This window comes from Romboutsia ilealis (genome assembly GCF_900015215.1).
GTDB classification, from domain to species: Bacteria; Bacillota; Clostridia; order Peptostreptococcales; family Peptostreptococcaceae; genus Romboutsia; species Romboutsia ilealis.
On record NZ_LN555523.1, the window covers coordinates 408402 to 424177 of the forward strand.

The 15776-nt window shown below is 30.5% G+C and carries 19 protein-coding genes; 16 read left to right on the forward strand and 3 right to left on the reverse strand.

The features are described from left to right. Positions 1-41 precede the first annotated feature (41 nt). Both CRIB_RS01810 and CRIB_RS01815 read left to right on the forward strand, forming a co-directional pair. Entirely contained in the window at positions 42-1583 is a 1542-nt protein-coding gene (locus CRIB_RS01810) for a hypothetical protein (protein WP_180702856.1), read from the forward strand. 26 nt (positions 1584-1609) lie between these two features. Beyond that, positions 1610-1819, forward strand: a complete 210-nt coding sequence (locus CRIB_RS01815) for a hypothetical protein (protein ID WP_180702857.1) — start codon at positions 1610-1612, stop codon at positions 1817-1819. A gap of 49 nt (positions 1820-1868) precedes the next feature. Here the strand turns inward: CRIB_RS01815 and yfcE are convergent, their stop codons facing one another. After that, positions 1869-2429, reverse strand: a complete 561-nt coding sequence (yfcE, locus tag CRIB_RS01820) for a phosphodiesterase (protein WP_180702858.1) — start codon at positions 2427-2429, stop codon at positions 1869-1871. Positions 2430-2448: 19 nt separating this feature from the next. Continuing rightward, positions 2449-3249 (reverse strand): NAD(+)/NADH kinase, encoded by an 801-nt coding sequence (locus tag CRIB_RS01825; RefSeq protein ID WP_180702859.1) that lies wholly within the window; start codon positions 3247-3249, stop codon positions 2449-2451. Positions 3250-3425: 176 nt separating this feature from the next. Between CRIB_RS01825 and CRIB_RS01830 the strand changes: the two genes are divergently transcribed. From CRIB_RS01830 to CRIB_RS01840, 3 genes are all read left to right on the forward strand, one after another. Next, positions 3426-4337 (forward strand): RluA family pseudouridine synthase, encoded by a 912-nt coding sequence (locus tag CRIB_RS01830; RefSeq protein WP_180702860.1) that lies wholly within the window; start codon positions 3426-3428, stop codon positions 4335-4337. Positions 4338-4352: 15 nt separating this feature from the next. Continuing rightward, a complete protein-coding gene (locus tag CRIB_RS01835; protein WP_180702861.1) occupies positions 4353-5357 on the forward strand; it encodes a nucleoid-associated protein in 1005 nt (334 codons plus the stop codon). Between the two features lie 391 nt (positions 5358-5748). Next, positions 5749-5961: a hypothetical protein gene (locus CRIB_RS01840; RefSeq protein WP_180702862.1), complete on the forward strand. Its 213-nt coding sequence runs from the start codon at positions 5749-5751 to the stop codon at positions 5959-5961. A gap of 31 nt (positions 5962-5992) precedes the next feature. Here the strand turns inward: CRIB_RS01840 and acpP are convergent, their stop codons facing one another. Next, positions 5993-6220, reverse strand: coding sequence for an acyl carrier protein (acpP, locus tag CRIB_RS01845; protein WP_180702863.1), 228 nt, complete (start codon positions 6218-6220; stop codon positions 5993-5995). Between the two features lie 149 nt (positions 6221-6369). On the opposite strand from acpP, the gene CRIB_RS01850 reads away from it, so the two are divergent. From CRIB_RS01850 to hutI, 11 genes are all read left to right on the forward strand, one after another. Further along, positions 6370-6795: a hypothetical protein gene (locus CRIB_RS01850; RefSeq protein ID WP_180702864.1), complete on the forward strand. Its 426-nt coding sequence runs from the start codon at positions 6370-6372 to the stop codon at positions 6793-6795. 30 nt (positions 6796-6825) lie between these two features. Then, positions 6826-7029, forward strand: a complete 204-nt coding sequence (locus CRIB_RS01855; protein WP_180702865.1) for a hypothetical protein — start codon at positions 6826-6828, stop codon at positions 7027-7029. A 157-nt stretch (positions 7030-7186) separates the two neighbouring features. Beyond that, the gene (locus tag CRIB_RS01860; protein ID WP_180702866.1) at positions 7187-7399 is read left to right on the forward strand and encodes a hypothetical protein; all 213 of its coding nucleotides are present in this window, start codon (positions 7187-7189) and stop codon (positions 7397-7399) included. A 170-nt stretch (positions 7400-7569) separates the two neighbouring features. After that, positions 7570-7791, forward strand: coding sequence for a hypothetical protein (locus tag CRIB_RS01865; protein ID WP_180702867.1), 222 nt, complete (start codon positions 7570-7572; stop codon positions 7789-7791). Positions 7792-7969: 178 nt separating this feature from the next. Then, a complete protein-coding gene (locus CRIB_RS01870; protein ID WP_180702868.1) occupies positions 7970-8149 on the forward strand; it encodes a hypothetical protein in 180 nt (59 codons plus the stop codon). A gap of 98 nt (positions 8150-8247) precedes the next feature. Next, positions 8248-8439 carry a hypothetical protein gene (locus CRIB_RS01875; protein WP_180702869.1) on the forward strand — a complete coding sequence of 64 codons (192 nt, stop codon included), beginning with the start codon at positions 8248-8250 and terminating at the stop codon, positions 8437-8439. Between the two features lie 215 nt (positions 8440-8654). Then, positions 8655-9668, forward strand: coding sequence for a LacI family DNA-binding transcriptional regulator (locus CRIB_RS01880; protein WP_180702870.1), 1014 nt, complete (start codon positions 8655-8657; stop codon positions 9666-9668). A 155-nt stretch (positions 9669-9823) separates the two neighbouring features. Further along, a complete protein-coding gene (hutH, locus tag CRIB_RS01885; protein ID WP_180702871.1) occupies positions 9824-11365 on the forward strand; it encodes a histidine ammonia-lyase in 1542 nt (513 codons plus the stop codon). 80 nt (positions 11366-11445) lie between these two features. Beyond that, on the forward strand, positions 11446-13482 hold the full coding sequence (locus CRIB_RS01890; protein WP_180702872.1) for a urocanate hydratase: 2037 nt from the start codon (positions 11446-11448) through the stop codon (positions 13480-13482). A 93-nt stretch (positions 13483-13575) separates the two neighbouring features. Then, positions 13576-14469 carry a glutamate formimidoyltransferase gene (gene ftcD / locus CRIB_RS01895; RefSeq protein WP_180702873.1) on the forward strand — a complete coding sequence of 298 codons (894 nt, stop codon included), beginning with the start codon at positions 13576-13578 and terminating at the stop codon, positions 14467-14469. A 4-nt stretch (positions 14470-14473) separates the two neighbouring features. Next, positions 14474-15736: an imidazolonepropionase gene (gene hutI, locus CRIB_RS01900; RefSeq protein WP_180702874.1), complete on the forward strand. Its 1263-nt coding sequence runs from the start codon at positions 14474-14476 to the stop codon at positions 15734-15736. The last annotated feature ends 40 nt before the right edge of the window (positions 15737-15776 follow it).

A 15776-nucleotide genomic window follows, 5' to 3' on the forward strand; every position in this document is an offset into this window, starting at 1 on the left:
TTATCTACTTAATTAAATCCCCCTGGAGGCGAATAACATATATGCCAAAACCAAAAGTTGAAACAAGAAGAGTATCCCCATCATCAAATAAACTAGATAATGAAAAGAGAAGACATCTTAAAGAAAAAAGAGAAAAAAGAAAAAAAATGAAAGATGATAAATATTACAAAGAACCAAAACATAAAAATAAAGAAGATATAGATTTAGAGGCTAATATGGATTCACAATCAAAATTAAAAGCAATGCTAGAAGCTGAATTAGAAGCGAAAGCAAAAGCAGAAGCAAACGCAGATGCATGTGCCGAAGCAGATGCTGATGCTGATGCAGACGCAGAAGCTGAAGCCGAAGCAGATGCAGAAGCAGATGCAGAAGCAGAAGCAGACGCATGTGCCGAAGCAGATGCAGATGCCGAAGCCGAAGCAGAAGCTGACGCAAATGCCGAAGCAGAAGCTGAAGCCGACGCAGATGCCGAAGTAGACGCTGATGCCGACGCATATGCAGAAGCAGAAGCAGATGCAGATGCCGAAGCAGAAGCAGAAGCAGAAGCAGACGCTGAAGCAGAAGCAGAAGCAGATGCAGAAGTAGACGCAGAAGCCGAAGCAGACGCATGTGCCGAAGCAGATGCAGATGCCGAAGCCGAAGCAGAAGCTGACGCAAATGCCGAAGCAGAAGCTGAAGCCGACGCAGATGCCGAAGTAGACGCTGATGCCGACGCATGTGCAGAAGCAGAAGCCGAAGCAGATGCAGATGCCGAAGCAGAAGCAGAAGCAGACGCTGAAGCAGACGCTGAAGCCGAAGCAGATGCAGAAGTAGACGCCGAAGCAGATGCAGAAGCAGAAGCCGAAGCCGAAGCTGATGCCGACGCAGATGCCGAAGTAGACGCAGATGCCGACGCATGTGCAGAAGCAGAAGCAGAAGCAGATGCCGAAGCCGAAGCCGAAGCTGATGCAGACGCAGAAGCCGAAGCCGAAGCCGAAGCCGAAGCAGAAGCAGATGCTGATGCAGAAGCAGAAGCAGAAGCAGATGCTGATGCCGAAGCAGAAGCAGAAGCAGATGCCGAAGCTGATGCAGACGCAGAAGCAGAAGCCGAAGCAGATGCCGAAGTAGACGCAGATGCCGACGCATGTGCTGAAGCCGACGCAGAAGCAGAAGCAGAAGCCGACGCTGATGCTGAAGCCGATGCCGAAGCAGAAGCAGACGCATGTGCAGAAGCAGAAGCCGACGCAGATGCAGACGCCGAAGCCGAAGCAGAAGCAGAAGCAGACGCTGATGCAGACGCAGATGCTGAAGCAGACGCTGATGCTGAAGCAGAAGCCGACGCATGTGCAGAAGCAGAAGCCGAAGCAAACGCAGAAGCAGATACAGATGTAGACACTGATGTAGATACAGATGCAGATGCAACAGCTACATCAAATGCTAATAACGATAACCAATCAAATGCAACTAATAACATTGGACCAATAACTGTTCATACTCCTATAAATATTTATGTTACTTGCGGTTGCTGTGGTAAGAAACATAAATGTAAAATAGATAAAATGAATGGAGACTGTGACGAAGAAGATGAAGAAGACGACGATTAATAATATATTAAAGGAGTATAAATATTATGAAACAAACAAATCATTCGCACAATAGTAAAAGTTCCAATGATAGTAAACATTCTCATGTTAATAAGCCGGCTAAAGATAAAAAGAAAATAGTTAAATATAAACCAGTAAATAATAGCAAAAGTAGTAAAGATAGTAAGAGTAGCAGTGATAGTAAAAGTAGTAAAGATAGTAAGAGTGTCCATGATATAAAAACTTCAGATGATTAACAATAAAATAAGGAGTGGTAAGTATACCACTCCTTAAAATTTTCATATATTAGTCAAGGTTTATTATATCTTTAGTATTAATATCTATTAAATTGAAATTCATATCGATTTCGTCTTCACTTTGAATAATATCTATTATAGCTACAGAATGAGTACCATCTTTAGGGATAGAAGTACTTCCAGGGTTTAGAACTACTAAATTTTCATCAAGATACAATTCTTTAACATGCGTATGCCCAAGGATAAGTATATCAGCTCCCATACTCTTAGCCTTATTAATAGTATCTTCTTTAGAATCTGTATAACCATGAGTAGTAACTATTCTAGTTTCACCAAATTGACTCATAACATAAGGACTTTGAATAGGATGATTTATTACCATTTGATCTACATCAGCATCGCAGTTACCTCTAGCTATGATTATATTATCTAATGAATTTATTTTAGAAATTAAACCTTTTGGATTATATCCTTCGGGTATATCATTTCTAGGGCCATGATAAAGTACATCTCCACCATGGATTAAAACATCGCAATCAGATAATGCATCTAATGCTTTTTCAAAATAAGTTAAGCTTCCATGAGTATCACTCATTACTCCAATTTTCATATGTATTTCCTCCAAGATATTATAAAAATTTTTCTGAAACTCTACTCCAAAATTCATAATCTGACATTCTAAGTAGTTTTATTTTTAAATCAGAGATAGATATATCTATATTAGACATCTGATTAAATCTATATTCAATTCCATCTAATACTATTAGTATAGAGTCTTCAAATCTATATTCAGGTATTATTTTTATTATAGACTCACTAGAAAAAATTATGCTAGATGTAAAGCATCTATATGCATTGGTATTTATAGGATAAAGTGGTGTAAGTTGCATTAGATTTAAACTAGGATCTACTATACTTCCACCAGCTGCATAGTTATAAGCTGTAGAGCCAGTTGGGGTAGATATAATCATTCCATCACCACTAAAATTTTGTATATGCTTGCCATTAACGTTTAAACTAAGATGTATAGTTCTAGATTTATCTCCTTTTACTACAACCTCATTCACGGCATACATATTAGAGTTACAATTATTAGTACATATATTAGCTTTAAGTAAAGATATATCTTGCACTAAAAAATTATTATTTTTATAAGATTTAATAAAATTATCTATATGGTTAGGTGATATTTCTGGGAAAAAACCAAGATGACCAGTATTTATTCCTATTATGGGAGTTTGGGTAAAGTCAAAATCATGAACGGTTTTTAAAAATGAACCATCCCCCCCAATTGATATTATAAGTTCGGCATCTTCATAAAACTCATATGTTACTTCAAATCCAGCGTTGATTAATTTTTCTGTTAGTATTTTTTTAGTCTCAATAGATTTATTTACTTGATTTGAGTTTATAGTTATAATTCTTCTCATCTCTGCACCCCTTTATACTTTGTATTATAGCATAATTTAGAAAGGCAATTAGTTACTTTATATTTAAAATAGGTACTATTATATAAATATAATTTTTATATACAAAAAATCCTTATCTATTTTCAAAAAATAGTATAAAATAGATAATGTTATTATTAATGAAGGCAGGTGTAAATTTGTTTAAAAAAGAAGATCAAAAATACAACCTTATATCGTATACAAATGAAGAAGAATTAACTCTAAAGGAAGTTTTATTAGATAAATTAAGTTTTTCTGTAAGATCAATATCGAAGATGAAACGAGAACAGAGTGTATTTGTAAATGGAGTTTTTAAAAAGCCAAGTACAAAGCTTAAAAAAGGTGATTTGATAGAAGTAAAGATAGAAGAGGAAATGGCAAACTTTGAGCCACAAAATTTAAATTTAAATATATTATATGATGATTTCGATATAATAATGGTTAATAAACCACCTTTTATGGTAGTACATCCAACAAAAAGCCATTTTGATAATACAATAGCAAATGGAATTACATATTATATTAATGAAAAGAATGAAAATGTAAAAGTAAGATTTGTAAATAGATTAGATATGAATACTTCAGGTCTTGTTATAGTTGCTAAAAATGCTTATGCACATCATACATTATCTGTTGATATGGGAAATAATGATGTTGAAAAAAAATATATAACAGTAGTTAAAGGTATAGTAGAAAATGATGAAGGAACTATAAATGAACCGATATATAGACCAACAGAAGATAGTGTAAAGAGAGTAGTTGATGAAAGGGGACAAGCATCAATAACACATTATAAAGTTTTAGAGAGGCTAAATGATGCAACTGTATTAGAAGTAAAATTAGAAACAGGCAGAACTCATCAGATAAGAGTACATATGTCATATATTGGTCATGGTATAATTGGAGATGAGCTATATGGATATGTAGATGAAAGTCTTATAAATAGACAAGCTTTACATGCGTATAGTTTATCATTTAATCAACCTAGAACTAAGGAAAATTTAGAGTTTAAAGCAGAGTTACCAAGTGATATAAAAGATTTAATTGAAAAGCTAAGAAAAAATAATTAATTTGAGGTGGGAATTATGATAATACATAAATTTATTGTACATGTTTTAGATAAGAATAGCGATGTACCAATATTAAATGATTTTGAGGGAAAAATTAATCCAGAAGTAGATAAGTTTTTTCAAAAAATTATAAAAAGGGTTGTAAAAGATGATGACTTAAGAAAAGGTGTTTTTAAAAATTATAATGACAATATAGTTAGAAATTGTTGTGAACAAATTATATATGACGAAAATACTTTCTTAGAAAATTCAAAAGAAATAGCAGCATATTTATTTGATATTATGAAAATAAATTCAGAGTTGGAATCTTGCGATTTAGCTATTTGTTTATATACAGTAAAGGACGAAAAATATGTAGCTATATTAAAGTTAGATTATAAAAAATTATATACTCACTCTATAGAATTCATTGATGAAAAATTTAATATACAAATGGTTGCTAATGAAATAGGTATACCAGAGACTGGAAGACAAAAGCAATGTGCATTAATTGGTGTAAGCGGAATGAATGATGAATTTCAGTTAAGGCTTTTAGATAAAGATGCTGAAAAGGCAGAAATAGAATCTAAGTTTATAACAGAATTTTTAAATGCACAAAGGGTTGATGATGATAAATATAAGACTAAAGTATTTAAAAATACAGCTGAAAATTGGATAACGAATGCTTTAAGTGAGGACATAAAGCAAGCAGAGGAAGTAAGAAGTTTATTAAATTATACATTAAAAGAAAAACATGAAATTGATTTAAATGAATTTGTAGAGAACTCTATAAAAGATGATGAACTTAAAGAAAGCTTTAAAGAACATATGGAAGATAAAGGTTTAGATGAAAGTTTTAGTATAGATAAAAAATGGGTTGAGAAAAAGCTTAAAAAAAGAGGTATTAAAACAGATAATGGATTTGATATAAAGGCAGACTTAACAGATTTTGAAGATCCAATGAAATACAGTGTAAGGCAAAATCTAGATGGAAGTGTAGATATAGTTATAAAGAATGTAAGATTCTATGAGGAAAAATAAATTTAAGGTAAGCATTAATATGAAAATATTAATGCTTATTTTTACGCTTAAGGATATTATAATATTTTAAAAAATGTGGATAACTTCTGAATGTAAGTAATATCAATAAATTGGTTTTGAGCGTAAAAAAGATTTTGAAATACTTCGCCCATGCAGTAGCTCAAGCAACGGACGAAGTCGTTGGCGACATGAAGTGTTTCGCCGACACGTCGCTCAAGCGAAGCGAATTTTTTATGTATATATATGATAAAAATTAATATAAATATGATTTAAAATAGCACTAAGGACTTAAAATATATGTAGCAAAATTTTTTATACAAGCACTAAAATATAAATTTGTTCATATATATTATCAATAAACAAATTGTCTACATATCAAGGGGGAGTATATATGGATCAATTAAAGGAGATGTTTAGGGGATTTGACTTCTTTGGCGATAACCCTACGTTAGTATTTCTTATATTAGGGCTGGTTGTTTTATTAATACTTGGCAACGGAGATTTAGGATGTTTTTTTGAGCAAAATAACTCACTAGTTTGGATTATAGCTATAGTATTTATATTATTTTTATTTAATAATAACAATGATGATTGTTATTGTTAATAATAAATAAAACCGAGAATTAATCTCGGTTTTATTTATTGTTTTCTATGAATTTACATATATCACCTATAGTTTTAAAGTGTTCAGCTTCTTCATCTGGTATTTCTATACCAAATTCATCTTCAAGGGCCATTATAACTTCAACTGCGTCTAAAGAATCAGCCTCTAAATCTTCTGTTAAAGAAGTTTCTAAAGTTATAGTATCTACATCATCTATAGATAATTGTTCTGAAATTATTGATCTTACTTTTTCAAACATATTATCCTCCTATAAGTAAATTGATAATTTTAATTGTAGTTTAATATAAGTTTGATAATTTTTCAATATACATTTAAATAAAAAAGTAATAAAGTTATAAAATATGAATATAAATTTAGTATGTAAATTATAACTTAGGAGGAAAATTTATGAAGTACGTAGGGTTATTAATATCATCAATTGTAGTATTTTTAGTCATATTAACAAATCTTTATTATAATTCTATAACACTAGATATGCAAAAGATAAAAGACTATATAGTAGAAAGTAATATAATTTTAGAAGATGTAGTTAAGAAAAAAGAGCAGGTAATGGATAAAAAAGATGAATATGTAACTAGATTAATTAATTTAAAAAAAGGGATAGAAAATTCTAAAACTTCATTTTTAGTAAAAAATTATAAAGAATATAAGATAAAGTCTATAGAAGGATTGATAAATAGTATTTCAAAATCAGATTTAAAATATTTAGAAGAAGTAGAAAAGTATAATAATTTATCAGATGAAGAATTAGATAAAATTTTAAATAAGAATTTAATTGAGGTAACTTCTCTACCAATTAATACATATATTTAACTTAGGAGTAAGCTCAAGGGAGGGAATGTCATGGCAAAGCTAGAAGATACGATATCCCGATTTTTAGGAGGAAAAGATGGTATATTTGGTAATGGATTATTAATAATAATAGTTATAGTTTTTTTACTAATATGTACAGATATACTAGATAATTTTTTTGAAGATGATAGTATGTGGATTTGGATAATATTAATAATTTTATTACTCTTTAATTTTGATGATAGTTGCTATTAATCAATTTGTAAAAAGAAATCTATATGATTTCTTTTTTTTATGCAAAAATATCTGATCTAAAAAGTAATAAAATGTAACAATTTAATGCATAAATACATATTATTTATTAAATAGGTAATAAAAATAATTGCCTATAAATAAAAAAGGGGGCATAAAGATGTCAGAACAACAAGGTATTCAACGTTTCTTTGGGGGATGTGGATGTGGATTTGGAGGAGGTGGATTAATAATAGTATTAATCATAGCAGCTATACTTTTACTAGGAGATGATTTAATAGAATGGTTATTCTGTGATGATATGGCTCTAATATGGATAGTATTATTAATTTTACTTTTAACTAACTTTGGATTTGATGGTGGTTGCTGTTAATTTATATTTTTTTAAGAGGCTAATTTTAGCCTCTTAAAAAAATATAAAAAAATATAAAAAAACAATAACACTTTATAAAGATTTACATAGTATATAATTAGGAGGGTGAAAAGCCCTGTTGGCAGCTAGGTTTTATCTAACTTGTATATATATTCAAGGAGGGGATCTTTGTGAGTGATAAACTAAGTAGAATATTCGGTGGAGACGGATTCTTTGGTGGAGGAGCATGGTGGATAATAGTATTATTTTTCTTATTCCTAGCTTTCCAAGAATGCTGGAGTGAAATATGTATAACAGACTGGATACCGTTCTTAATATTATTACTAATTGTATGCTCATGCGGAGGTATGGATGGAGATTGTGGATGCTTAGATAATGGTTTTGATTGCTAATAAGTTGTATAGTACAAAGAAAAAGGATGCAAAATTGCATCCTTTTTCTTTGTACTATATAATTTTTAATCTATAAAAAATAAAAAAACTAATAAATTTAATATCACAAATTACTTTAATTGCATATTATATGTTAAGAGCGAAAGCTCAACATAAAATATCATCAGGAGGTAGCAAAATGTTAGAAAGATTATTTGGTGGAGATGGATTCTTTGGAGCAGGAGCATGGTGGATAATAGTATTATTCTTCTTATTCTTAGCATTTGGAGATAGTTGGGTAGACATAGATATAATGGCATGGATACCATTTTTAATAGTATTATTAATACTTTGCAGTTGTGGAGCATGCTTTGAGTAGAAAACAAACTTTAGTGTAACACTATAAACACTAAAAGCATAAAATTCTTATATATCTTAAAAAATTATAAGATAAACAAATAAAGGGGGATTTTTATCATGTTAGATAGATTATTTGGTGGATGTGAGGGATTCTTTGGTACAGGATGGTGGATAATAATATTATTCTTCCTATTCTTAGCATTTGGAGAGAGTTGGGTAGATATAGATATAATGGCATGGATACCATTTTTAATATTATTATTAATAACTTGTTCTTGTGGTGGATTATTTGATGATGGATGTTGCTAGAAATAATTAGTTATTGTAAGAAGTACTGGTTTTATACCAGTACTTTTTATTTAGATTGTATAAATTTATACAATAAAATGTATAATTAAGTTAAAGAAGATTTTACAAATAGAAATAAGTGTGTTTACACAATTATATAAGAATAGTATAATTAAAATTTAAATGGAGTATATCGAATCGAAAAATAAATAGTACTATGTAAGGAGTGTCTAAGTATGAAAAACACGATAACTATAAAAGATGTAGCGAAAAAGGCAGGTGTATCTATATCTACAGTATCTAGAGTAATAAATGATTCAAAACCTGTAACGGATGAAGTTAAACAAAAAGTTTTAGATGTAATAAAAGAAACAGGATATATACCAAATCCATTAGCAAGAAGTTTAGTAACTAAAAGAAGTCAATTAATAGGAGTAATAGTACCAGAGGTTTCAGATTCTTTTGTAAATGAAATATTAAATGGAATAGAAGAAGTAGCTAAGATGTATGACTATGAAATACTATTAGCAAATACTTATTCAGATAAAGAACAAGAATTAAAAAGTATAAATTTACTTAGAGCAAAGCAAGTAGAAGGTATTGTTATGGTATGTTGGAAGGTAGAAGAAGATCATATAAATTATATTCAAAACTGTGGTATACCAGCAACATATATAAGTAAAACTGCAAGAGACTATGATATATATACTGTAAGTACAAGTAATAAAGAGGCAACATATGATATGACTAAATATCTTATAGATAAAGGTCATGAAGATATTGCATTTATAATGACAAGTAAAGATGATACTGTTTTAGAAAGAGAAAGACTTTCAGGTTATGAACAAGCATTAAATGAAAGAAATATAAAACTAGATGAAAGCCTAATAAAGTATGGTGGAACTACATATGAAGCAGGATATGAAAGTATGAAAGAATTATTAGATGAAGGAATAGTGCCTCAAGCGGCGTTTGTAACAGGAGATGAAGCGGCAATAGGAGCTATAAATGCAGCTTGTGATAGAGGATATAAAGTTCCTGAAGATATATCAGTTGCAGGATTCAATGACGTAAAAATAGCTAAAATGTATAGACCTAAGTTAACAACAGTATATCAACCATTATACGATATGGGAGCTGTTGCAATAAGAATGGTTATAAAATTAATAAATAAAGAACCTTTAGAAAGTAAAAAAATAGAATTACCTTATAAAATTATAGAAAGAGAAAGTGTAATAACTAGAAAATAAATAAAAAGACAAACTATGCAATTTTATAGTTTGTCTTTTTTATTGTACTAAATAAAAAAATCAAGAATATATTTTTATAAAGATTTAGTAATTAAAGTTTAATATATAACAGTTAATATATGAACATATAAAAATAATAATTGAGGGTGATGGATATGAATAGAGTTTTTATTAATGGAAATAACTTGACGATTGAAGATGTTGTTAATGTTTGTAGAAATAATTATGAAGTGATAATTACTGAAGAAGCTATAATAAATGTAAAAAAATCTAGAGAATTAGTAGACAAGCTAGTAGATGAAGGAAAGATTTCATATGGAATAACTACAGGATTTGGAAGATTTTCTGATGTAGCAATATCTAGAGAAGACTCTAAGCTACTTCAAGAAAATTTGATAATAAGTCATTCCTGCGGAGTAGGCAATCCTTTAAGTGAAGATACTGTAAGAGCAATTATGTTGCTTAGAGTAAATAATTTAGCTAAAGGATATTCAGGGATTAGATTAGAAACATTACAAACTTTAGTTGATATGATAAATAAAGGAGTACATCCAATAATACCTGAAAAAGGTTCACTAGGTGCATCAGGTGACTTAGCGCCTTTATCTCATATGGTTTTAACTATGATTGGAGAAGGTGAAGCTATATATAAAGGTGAAAGAATGCCTTCTAAATGGGCTATGGAAAAATCAGGTATAAGTATTATGGATAGCTTATCTTCAAAAGAAGGTTTAGCACTTATAAACGGAACGCAAGTTATGACGGCAATAGGACTTTTGGCTACATATGATGCAATGAATTTACTTAAAACAGCAGATATAGCATATTGTCTTACTATGGAAGCTTTAAATGGAATTACTTGCGCTATGGATGAAAGAGTTCATAAGGTAAGGCCACATCAAGGCCAAATTAATACTGCTAAAAACATATTAGATATATTAAAAGGTAGTGAAATGACAAGTAAGCAAGGTGAAATTAGAGTACAAGATGCATATTCTTTAAGATGTACACCTCAAATACATGGTGCAAGTAAAGATGCAATAGAATATGTAATGAATAAAATAAATATAGAAATCAATTCAGTAACAGACAACCCAATTATATTTGCAAATGAAGAAGAGATTATATCAGGAGGAAATTTCCATGGTCAACCAATAGCATTAAGTTTTGATTTTTTAGGTATAGCTTTATCAGAGATTGCAAATATATCAGAAAGAAGATTAGAAAAGTTAGTAAACCCAGCCTTAAATCATGGATTACCAGCATTTTTAGTAAATCATGGGGGGCTAAATTCAGGTTTTATGATAGTACAATATAGTGCAGCATCTTTAGTATCAGAAAATAAAGTTTTAACACACCCAGCAAGTGTAGATTCAATACCATCATCAGCAAATCAAGAAGATCATGTATCTATGGGGACAATAGCTGCTAGAAAAGCAAGAGATATAATGGAGAATGCTCGTAAAGTAATAGCTATGGAGATACTAAGTGCAACTCAAGCTATAGATTTAAGAGGAAAGAAAAGACTAGGAATTGGTACAGAGGCTGCATATAGTGTAGTTAGGGAACATACTTCTTTTGTAGATAAGGATAGAATTATGTATATAGATATAAATACTATAGAAGATGTAATAAAGAAAAATCTATTAGTTGAAGCTGTTGAAAATGCATTGGAAAAAGAATTGTTACTCAATTAAATTATAAATTACATATAAGTTATTAGAAATTAGATTTTTAAAATTTAATTATATAGATATTAGGGAGATGAGATTAATAGATGGTAAGAGAATTAAACTTTTTAAATGAAGAAATAGAAAATTGCATGAGTATAAAAATAACCAATATACCAAAAGAAATACCGAAATTTAAAGAAGGAATAAGAAGAGCTCCTAAAAGAGAATCTAAACTATCTAAATCAGATATTAAATTAGCATTAAAAAATGCATTAAGATATATACCAGAGGAGCATCATGAAGAGTTAGCACATGAATTTTTAGATGAACTTATGGATACAGGCAGAATATATGGATATAGGTTTAGACCAGAAGGAAATATAAAAGGAAAGACAATTAATGATTATGAGGGGAAGTGTATAGAAGCTAGGGCTTTTCAGGTTATGATAGACAATAATCTAGACTTTGATATAGCCCTTTATCCTTATGAACTTGTTACATATGGCGAAACAGGTCAAGTATTTCAAAATTGGATGCAGTATGTATTAGTAAAAGAATACTTAAAAATGCTAACAGAAGATCAGACATTAGTAATACAATCAGGGCATCCATTAGGAATTTTTAGATCAAAGCCAGATGCACCAAGAGTAATTCTTACTAATGGTCTTATGGTTGGAATGTTTGATAATCAAGAAGATTATAAAAGGGCATCAGCTATTGGAGTATCTAACTATGGGCAGATGACAGCAGGAGGATGGATGTATATTGGCCCACAAGGTATAGTTCATGGAACTTATTCTACATTATTAAATGCAGGTAGATTAATGCTTAATATAGACAAAGATTCAGATTTAAGAGGAAAGTTATTTGTAACTTCAGGACTTGGTGGAATGAGTGGAGCTCAAGGTAAGGCCGTTGAGATTGCTGGTGGAGTAGGTATAATAGCTGAAGTTGATTATTCAAGAATTGAAACTAGATACACTCAAGGTTGGGTAAGCAAAGTAGTCAATACTTGCAAAGAAGCTTTTGAAGTAGCTTATGAATGTATAGGAAATAATTCTCCATGTGCAATAGCTTATCATGGTAACATAGTAGATTTATTAGAATATGCAGTCAAAAATAATATACATATAGATTTATTATCAGACCAAACATCTTGTCATGCAGTTTATGATGGGGGATATTGCCCTCAAGGCATAACGTTTGAAGAGAGAACAAGATTATTATCTGAGGATAAAGAAGAATTTATTAAACTTGTTGACAAAACATTAAGAAAACATTTTGGATTAATAAAAGAACTTCATAGTAGAGGTGTATATTTCTTTGATTATGGAAATAGTTTTATGAAAGCTATATATGATGCAGGATGTATAGAAATATCAAAAAATGGTGTAGATGAAAAGGAAGGATTTATATTCCCGTCTTATGTTGAAGATATATTAGGTCCACAATTATTTGATTATGGATATGGACCATTCAGATGGGTTTGCTTATCAGGAAAAGAAGAAGATTTAGAGAAAACTGATAAGGCTGCTATGGAAATAATAAATCCTAATAGAAGGTATCAAGATAGAGATAATTGGATTTGGATAAGAGATGCAAAGAAGAATAAACTAGTAGTTGGAACACAAGCTAGAATACTTTATCAAGATGCACTAGGAAGAACAAATATTGCTCTTAAATTTAATGATATGGTTCGACGTGGTGAAATCGGTCCTGTAATGTTAGGTAGAGATCATCATGATGTATCAGGAACGGATTCTCCATTTAGAGAAACATCAAATATAAAGGATGGAAGTAATATAATGGCTGATATGGCTACTCATTGTTTTGCAGGAAATTGTGCAAGGGGGATGAGTTTAGTTGCTCTTCATAATGGAGGAGGAGTTGGAATTGGTAAATCTATAAATGGTGGGTTTGGAATGGTTTTAGATGGATCTCAAAGAGTTGATGACATACTTAGAACTTCTATGCCATGGGATGTTATGAATGGAGTTGCTAGACGCGCTTGGGCTAGAAATGAAAATTCCATAACAACAGCTATGGAATACAATAAAATGTGTCAAGGAAAAGACCACATAACACTTCCGTATATAGTCGATGAAAGTTTAATAGAGAAATTAGTAGGTGATGAAAATTAATTAATTTTATACAGAAGAAGATTATAATTAATAATATTTTAAATAAATTATAATCTTCAATAATTTTAATCATAATTTTTAGGAGGTTTAAATATGCCTATAGTTCAATGTGTACCAAATTTTAGTGAAGGAAGAGATTTAGAAAAGATAGAAAAAATAGTTCAGCCATTAAGATGTAAAGAAGGTGTAAAGCTACTTAATTATGAAGGAGATAAAAATTATAACAGATTAGTTGTAACAGTAATAGGAGAACCTAAAAAAGTAAAAGATGCAGTTTTAGAATCTATAGGTGTAGCTGCAGAGTTAATAGATATGAATAATCACAAAGGTCAACATCCAAGATTCGGTGCTACTGATGTTTGTCCATTTATACCTATAAAGGATATGACTATGGATGATGCTATAAATCTAGCAAGGGAACTAGGAAAAGAAGTATCAGAAAGGTATGGCATACCGGTGTTTTTATATGAAAATGCTGCGACAAAACCAGAGAGAGAAAATTTAGCTACTGTAAGAAAAGGAGAGTATGAAGGTTTAGATGAAAAATTTAGCGATAGTAACTGGGCACCTGATTTTGGTGAAGCAAAAAAACATAGTACAGCAGGGGCTATAGCAATAGGAGCTAGAAGGCCTCTTATAGCTTATAATATAAACCTTGATACAAAAAATATAGAAATAGCATCTAAGATTGCTAAAACAATAAGACACTCTAGTGGAGGATACAGATTTATAAAAGCAGGAGCGGTTGAAGTATCAGAAAGAAATATGACTCAAGTGACTATGAATTTAACTGATTACACTAAAACTAGTATGTATAGAGCATTTGAGGCTGTAAAAATGGAAGCTAGGAGATATGGTGTAAACGTAATGGGAAGTGAAATTGTTGGAATTTGCCCAATGGAAGCACTTATAGATGTTTCAGCATATTATTTAGGATTAGAAAATTTTGATTTAAGTAATGTTTTAGAAACTAACTTAATGGAGTAAAAATATGAAAGTAGATTTAGTGATTAAAAATATAGGCAAATTAGCAACGATGAGAAGTGGAAAAAATCCTAAGGTCAGAGAACAAATGAATGAGATTGAAATATTAGAAAATGCATATGTAGCAATTGGCGATGGAAAATTTGTTGATATAGGGCAAGGAGAGTCTTATAAAAAAATAATTAATCAAAATTCTAAAATAGATGATGCTGATGGACTTTTAGTAACTCCAGGTCTTATAGATGCCCATACACACTTAGTACATGGAGGTTCTAGAGAGAATGAGTTTTCTAAGAAAATTTCAGGGGTTCCATATATAGATATATTAAAACAAGGTGGAGGAATACTTAGTACTGTAAAATCTACTAGAGAATCAGCTTTTGAAGAGTTATACCATAAAGCTAGAAAAAGTTTAGATAGGATGTTAGAGCTAGGTGTAACTACTATAGAATCTAAAAGTGGATATGGATTAGATATGGATACAGAGATAAAGCAATTACAAGTTTCACATAAATTAAGTAAGGATCATCCAATTGATTTAGTTCATACTTTTTTGGGAGCTCATGCTATTCCAGTTGAATATAAAGGTAATAGTGAAAAGTATATAGAAATATTAGTAAATGAAATTATGCCTAAGATTAAAGAGTTAGAGCTGGCGGAATTTTGTGATGTATTTTGTGAAGAAGGAGTATTTTCAATAACCGAAAGTGAGGCTATATTGTCAAAGGCTAAAGAAATTGGATACAAATTAAAAATTCATGCAGATGAGATTGAATCATTGGGGGGAGCTGAATTATCAGCAAGATTAAATTGTATATCATCAGATCATCTTATGGCAGCTAGTGAAGAAGGTATAAAAATGATGGCTAAGAATAATGTTATAGCAAATTTACTTCCAGCTACTTCTTTTAATTTAAATAAATCATATGCAAATGCTAGAAAAATGATAGATTTAGGGGTGCCTATAGCATTATCTAGTGACTATAATCCAGGTAGTTGCCCAAGTGAAAATTTACAATTTGTAATGCAATTAGGTTGTATCGGACTTAAAATGACACCTTATGAAGTTTTAAATGCAGTTACAATAAATGCAGCATATGCTGTAGACAGACAGGATGAAATTGGGTCTATAGAAGTAGGTAAAAAGGCAGATTTAGTAGTATTTGATGCACCAAATATAGAGTACTTGATGTATCACTTTGGTGTAAATCATGCCAATAAAGTATATAAAGATGGCATTTTGGTGGTTGATGATAAAAAGGTATTATAAAAATAAATTTTATAAATTGAAAATTTAGTAAAATTATTAG

What these genes read in the sequence shown, in the direction of transcription:
- CRIB_RS01810 (WP_180702856.1), top strand. Translation starts at nt 42, where the DNA reads ATGCCAAAACCAAAAGTTGAAACAAGAAGAGTATCCCCATCATCAAAT.
- CRIB_RS01815 (WP_180702857.1), top strand. Translation starts at nt 1,610, where the DNA reads ATGAAACAAACAAATCATTCGCACAATAGTAAAAGTTCCAATGATAGT.
- yfcE (WP_180702858.1), bottom strand. Translation starts at nt 2,429, where the DNA reads ATGAAAATTGGAGTAATGAGTGATACTCATGGAAGCTTAACTTATTTT.
- CRIB_RS01825 (WP_180702859.1), bottom strand. Translation starts at nt 3,249, where the DNA reads ATGAGAAGAATTATAACTATAAACTCAAATCAAGTAAATAAATCTATT.
- CRIB_RS01835 (WP_180702861.1), top strand. Translation starts at nt 4,353, where the DNA reads ATGATAATACATAAATTTATTGTACATGTTTTAGATAAGAATAGCGAT.
- CRIB_RS01840 (WP_180702862.1), top strand. Translation starts at nt 5,749, where the DNA reads ATGGATCAATTAAAGGAGATGTTTAGGGGATTTGACTTCTTTGGCGAT.
- acpP (WP_180702863.1), bottom strand. Translation starts at nt 6,220, where the DNA reads ATGTTTGAAAAAGTAAGATCAATAATTTCAGAACAATTATCTATAGAT.
- CRIB_RS01850 (WP_180702864.1), top strand. Translation starts at nt 6,370, where the DNA reads ATGAAGTACGTAGGGTTATTAATATCATCAATTGTAGTATTTTTAGTC.
- CRIB_RS01855 (WP_180702865.1), top strand. Translation starts at nt 6,826, where the DNA reads ATGGCAAAGCTAGAAGATACGATATCCCGATTTTTAGGAGGAAAAGAT.
- CRIB_RS01860 (WP_180702866.1), top strand. Translation starts at nt 7,187, where the DNA reads ATGTCAGAACAACAAGGTATTCAACGTTTCTTTGGGGGATGTGGATGT.
- CRIB_RS01870 (WP_180702868.1), top strand. Translation starts at nt 7,970, where the DNA reads ATGTTAGAAAGATTATTTGGTGGAGATGGATTCTTTGGAGCAGGAGCA.
- CRIB_RS01875 (WP_180702869.1), top strand. Translation starts at nt 8,248, where the DNA reads ATGTTAGATAGATTATTTGGTGGATGTGAGGGATTCTTTGGTACAGGA.
- CRIB_RS01880 (WP_180702870.1), top strand. Translation starts at nt 8,655, where the DNA reads ATGAAAAACACGATAACTATAAAAGATGTAGCGAAAAAGGCAGGTGTA.
- hutH (WP_180702871.1), top strand. Translation starts at nt 9,824, where the DNA reads ATGAATAGAGTTTTTATTAATGGAAATAACTTGACGATTGAAGATGTT.
- CRIB_RS01890 (WP_180702872.1), top strand. Translation starts at nt 11,446, where the DNA reads ATGGTAAGAGAATTAAACTTTTTAAATGAAGAAATAGAAAATTGCATG.
- ftcD (WP_180702873.1), top strand. Translation starts at nt 13,576, where the DNA reads ATGCCTATAGTTCAATGTGTACCAAATTTTAGTGAAGGAAGAGATTTA.
- hutI (WP_180702874.1), top strand. Translation starts at nt 14,474, where the DNA reads ATGAAAGTAGATTTAGTGATTAAAAATATAGGCAAATTAGCAACGATG.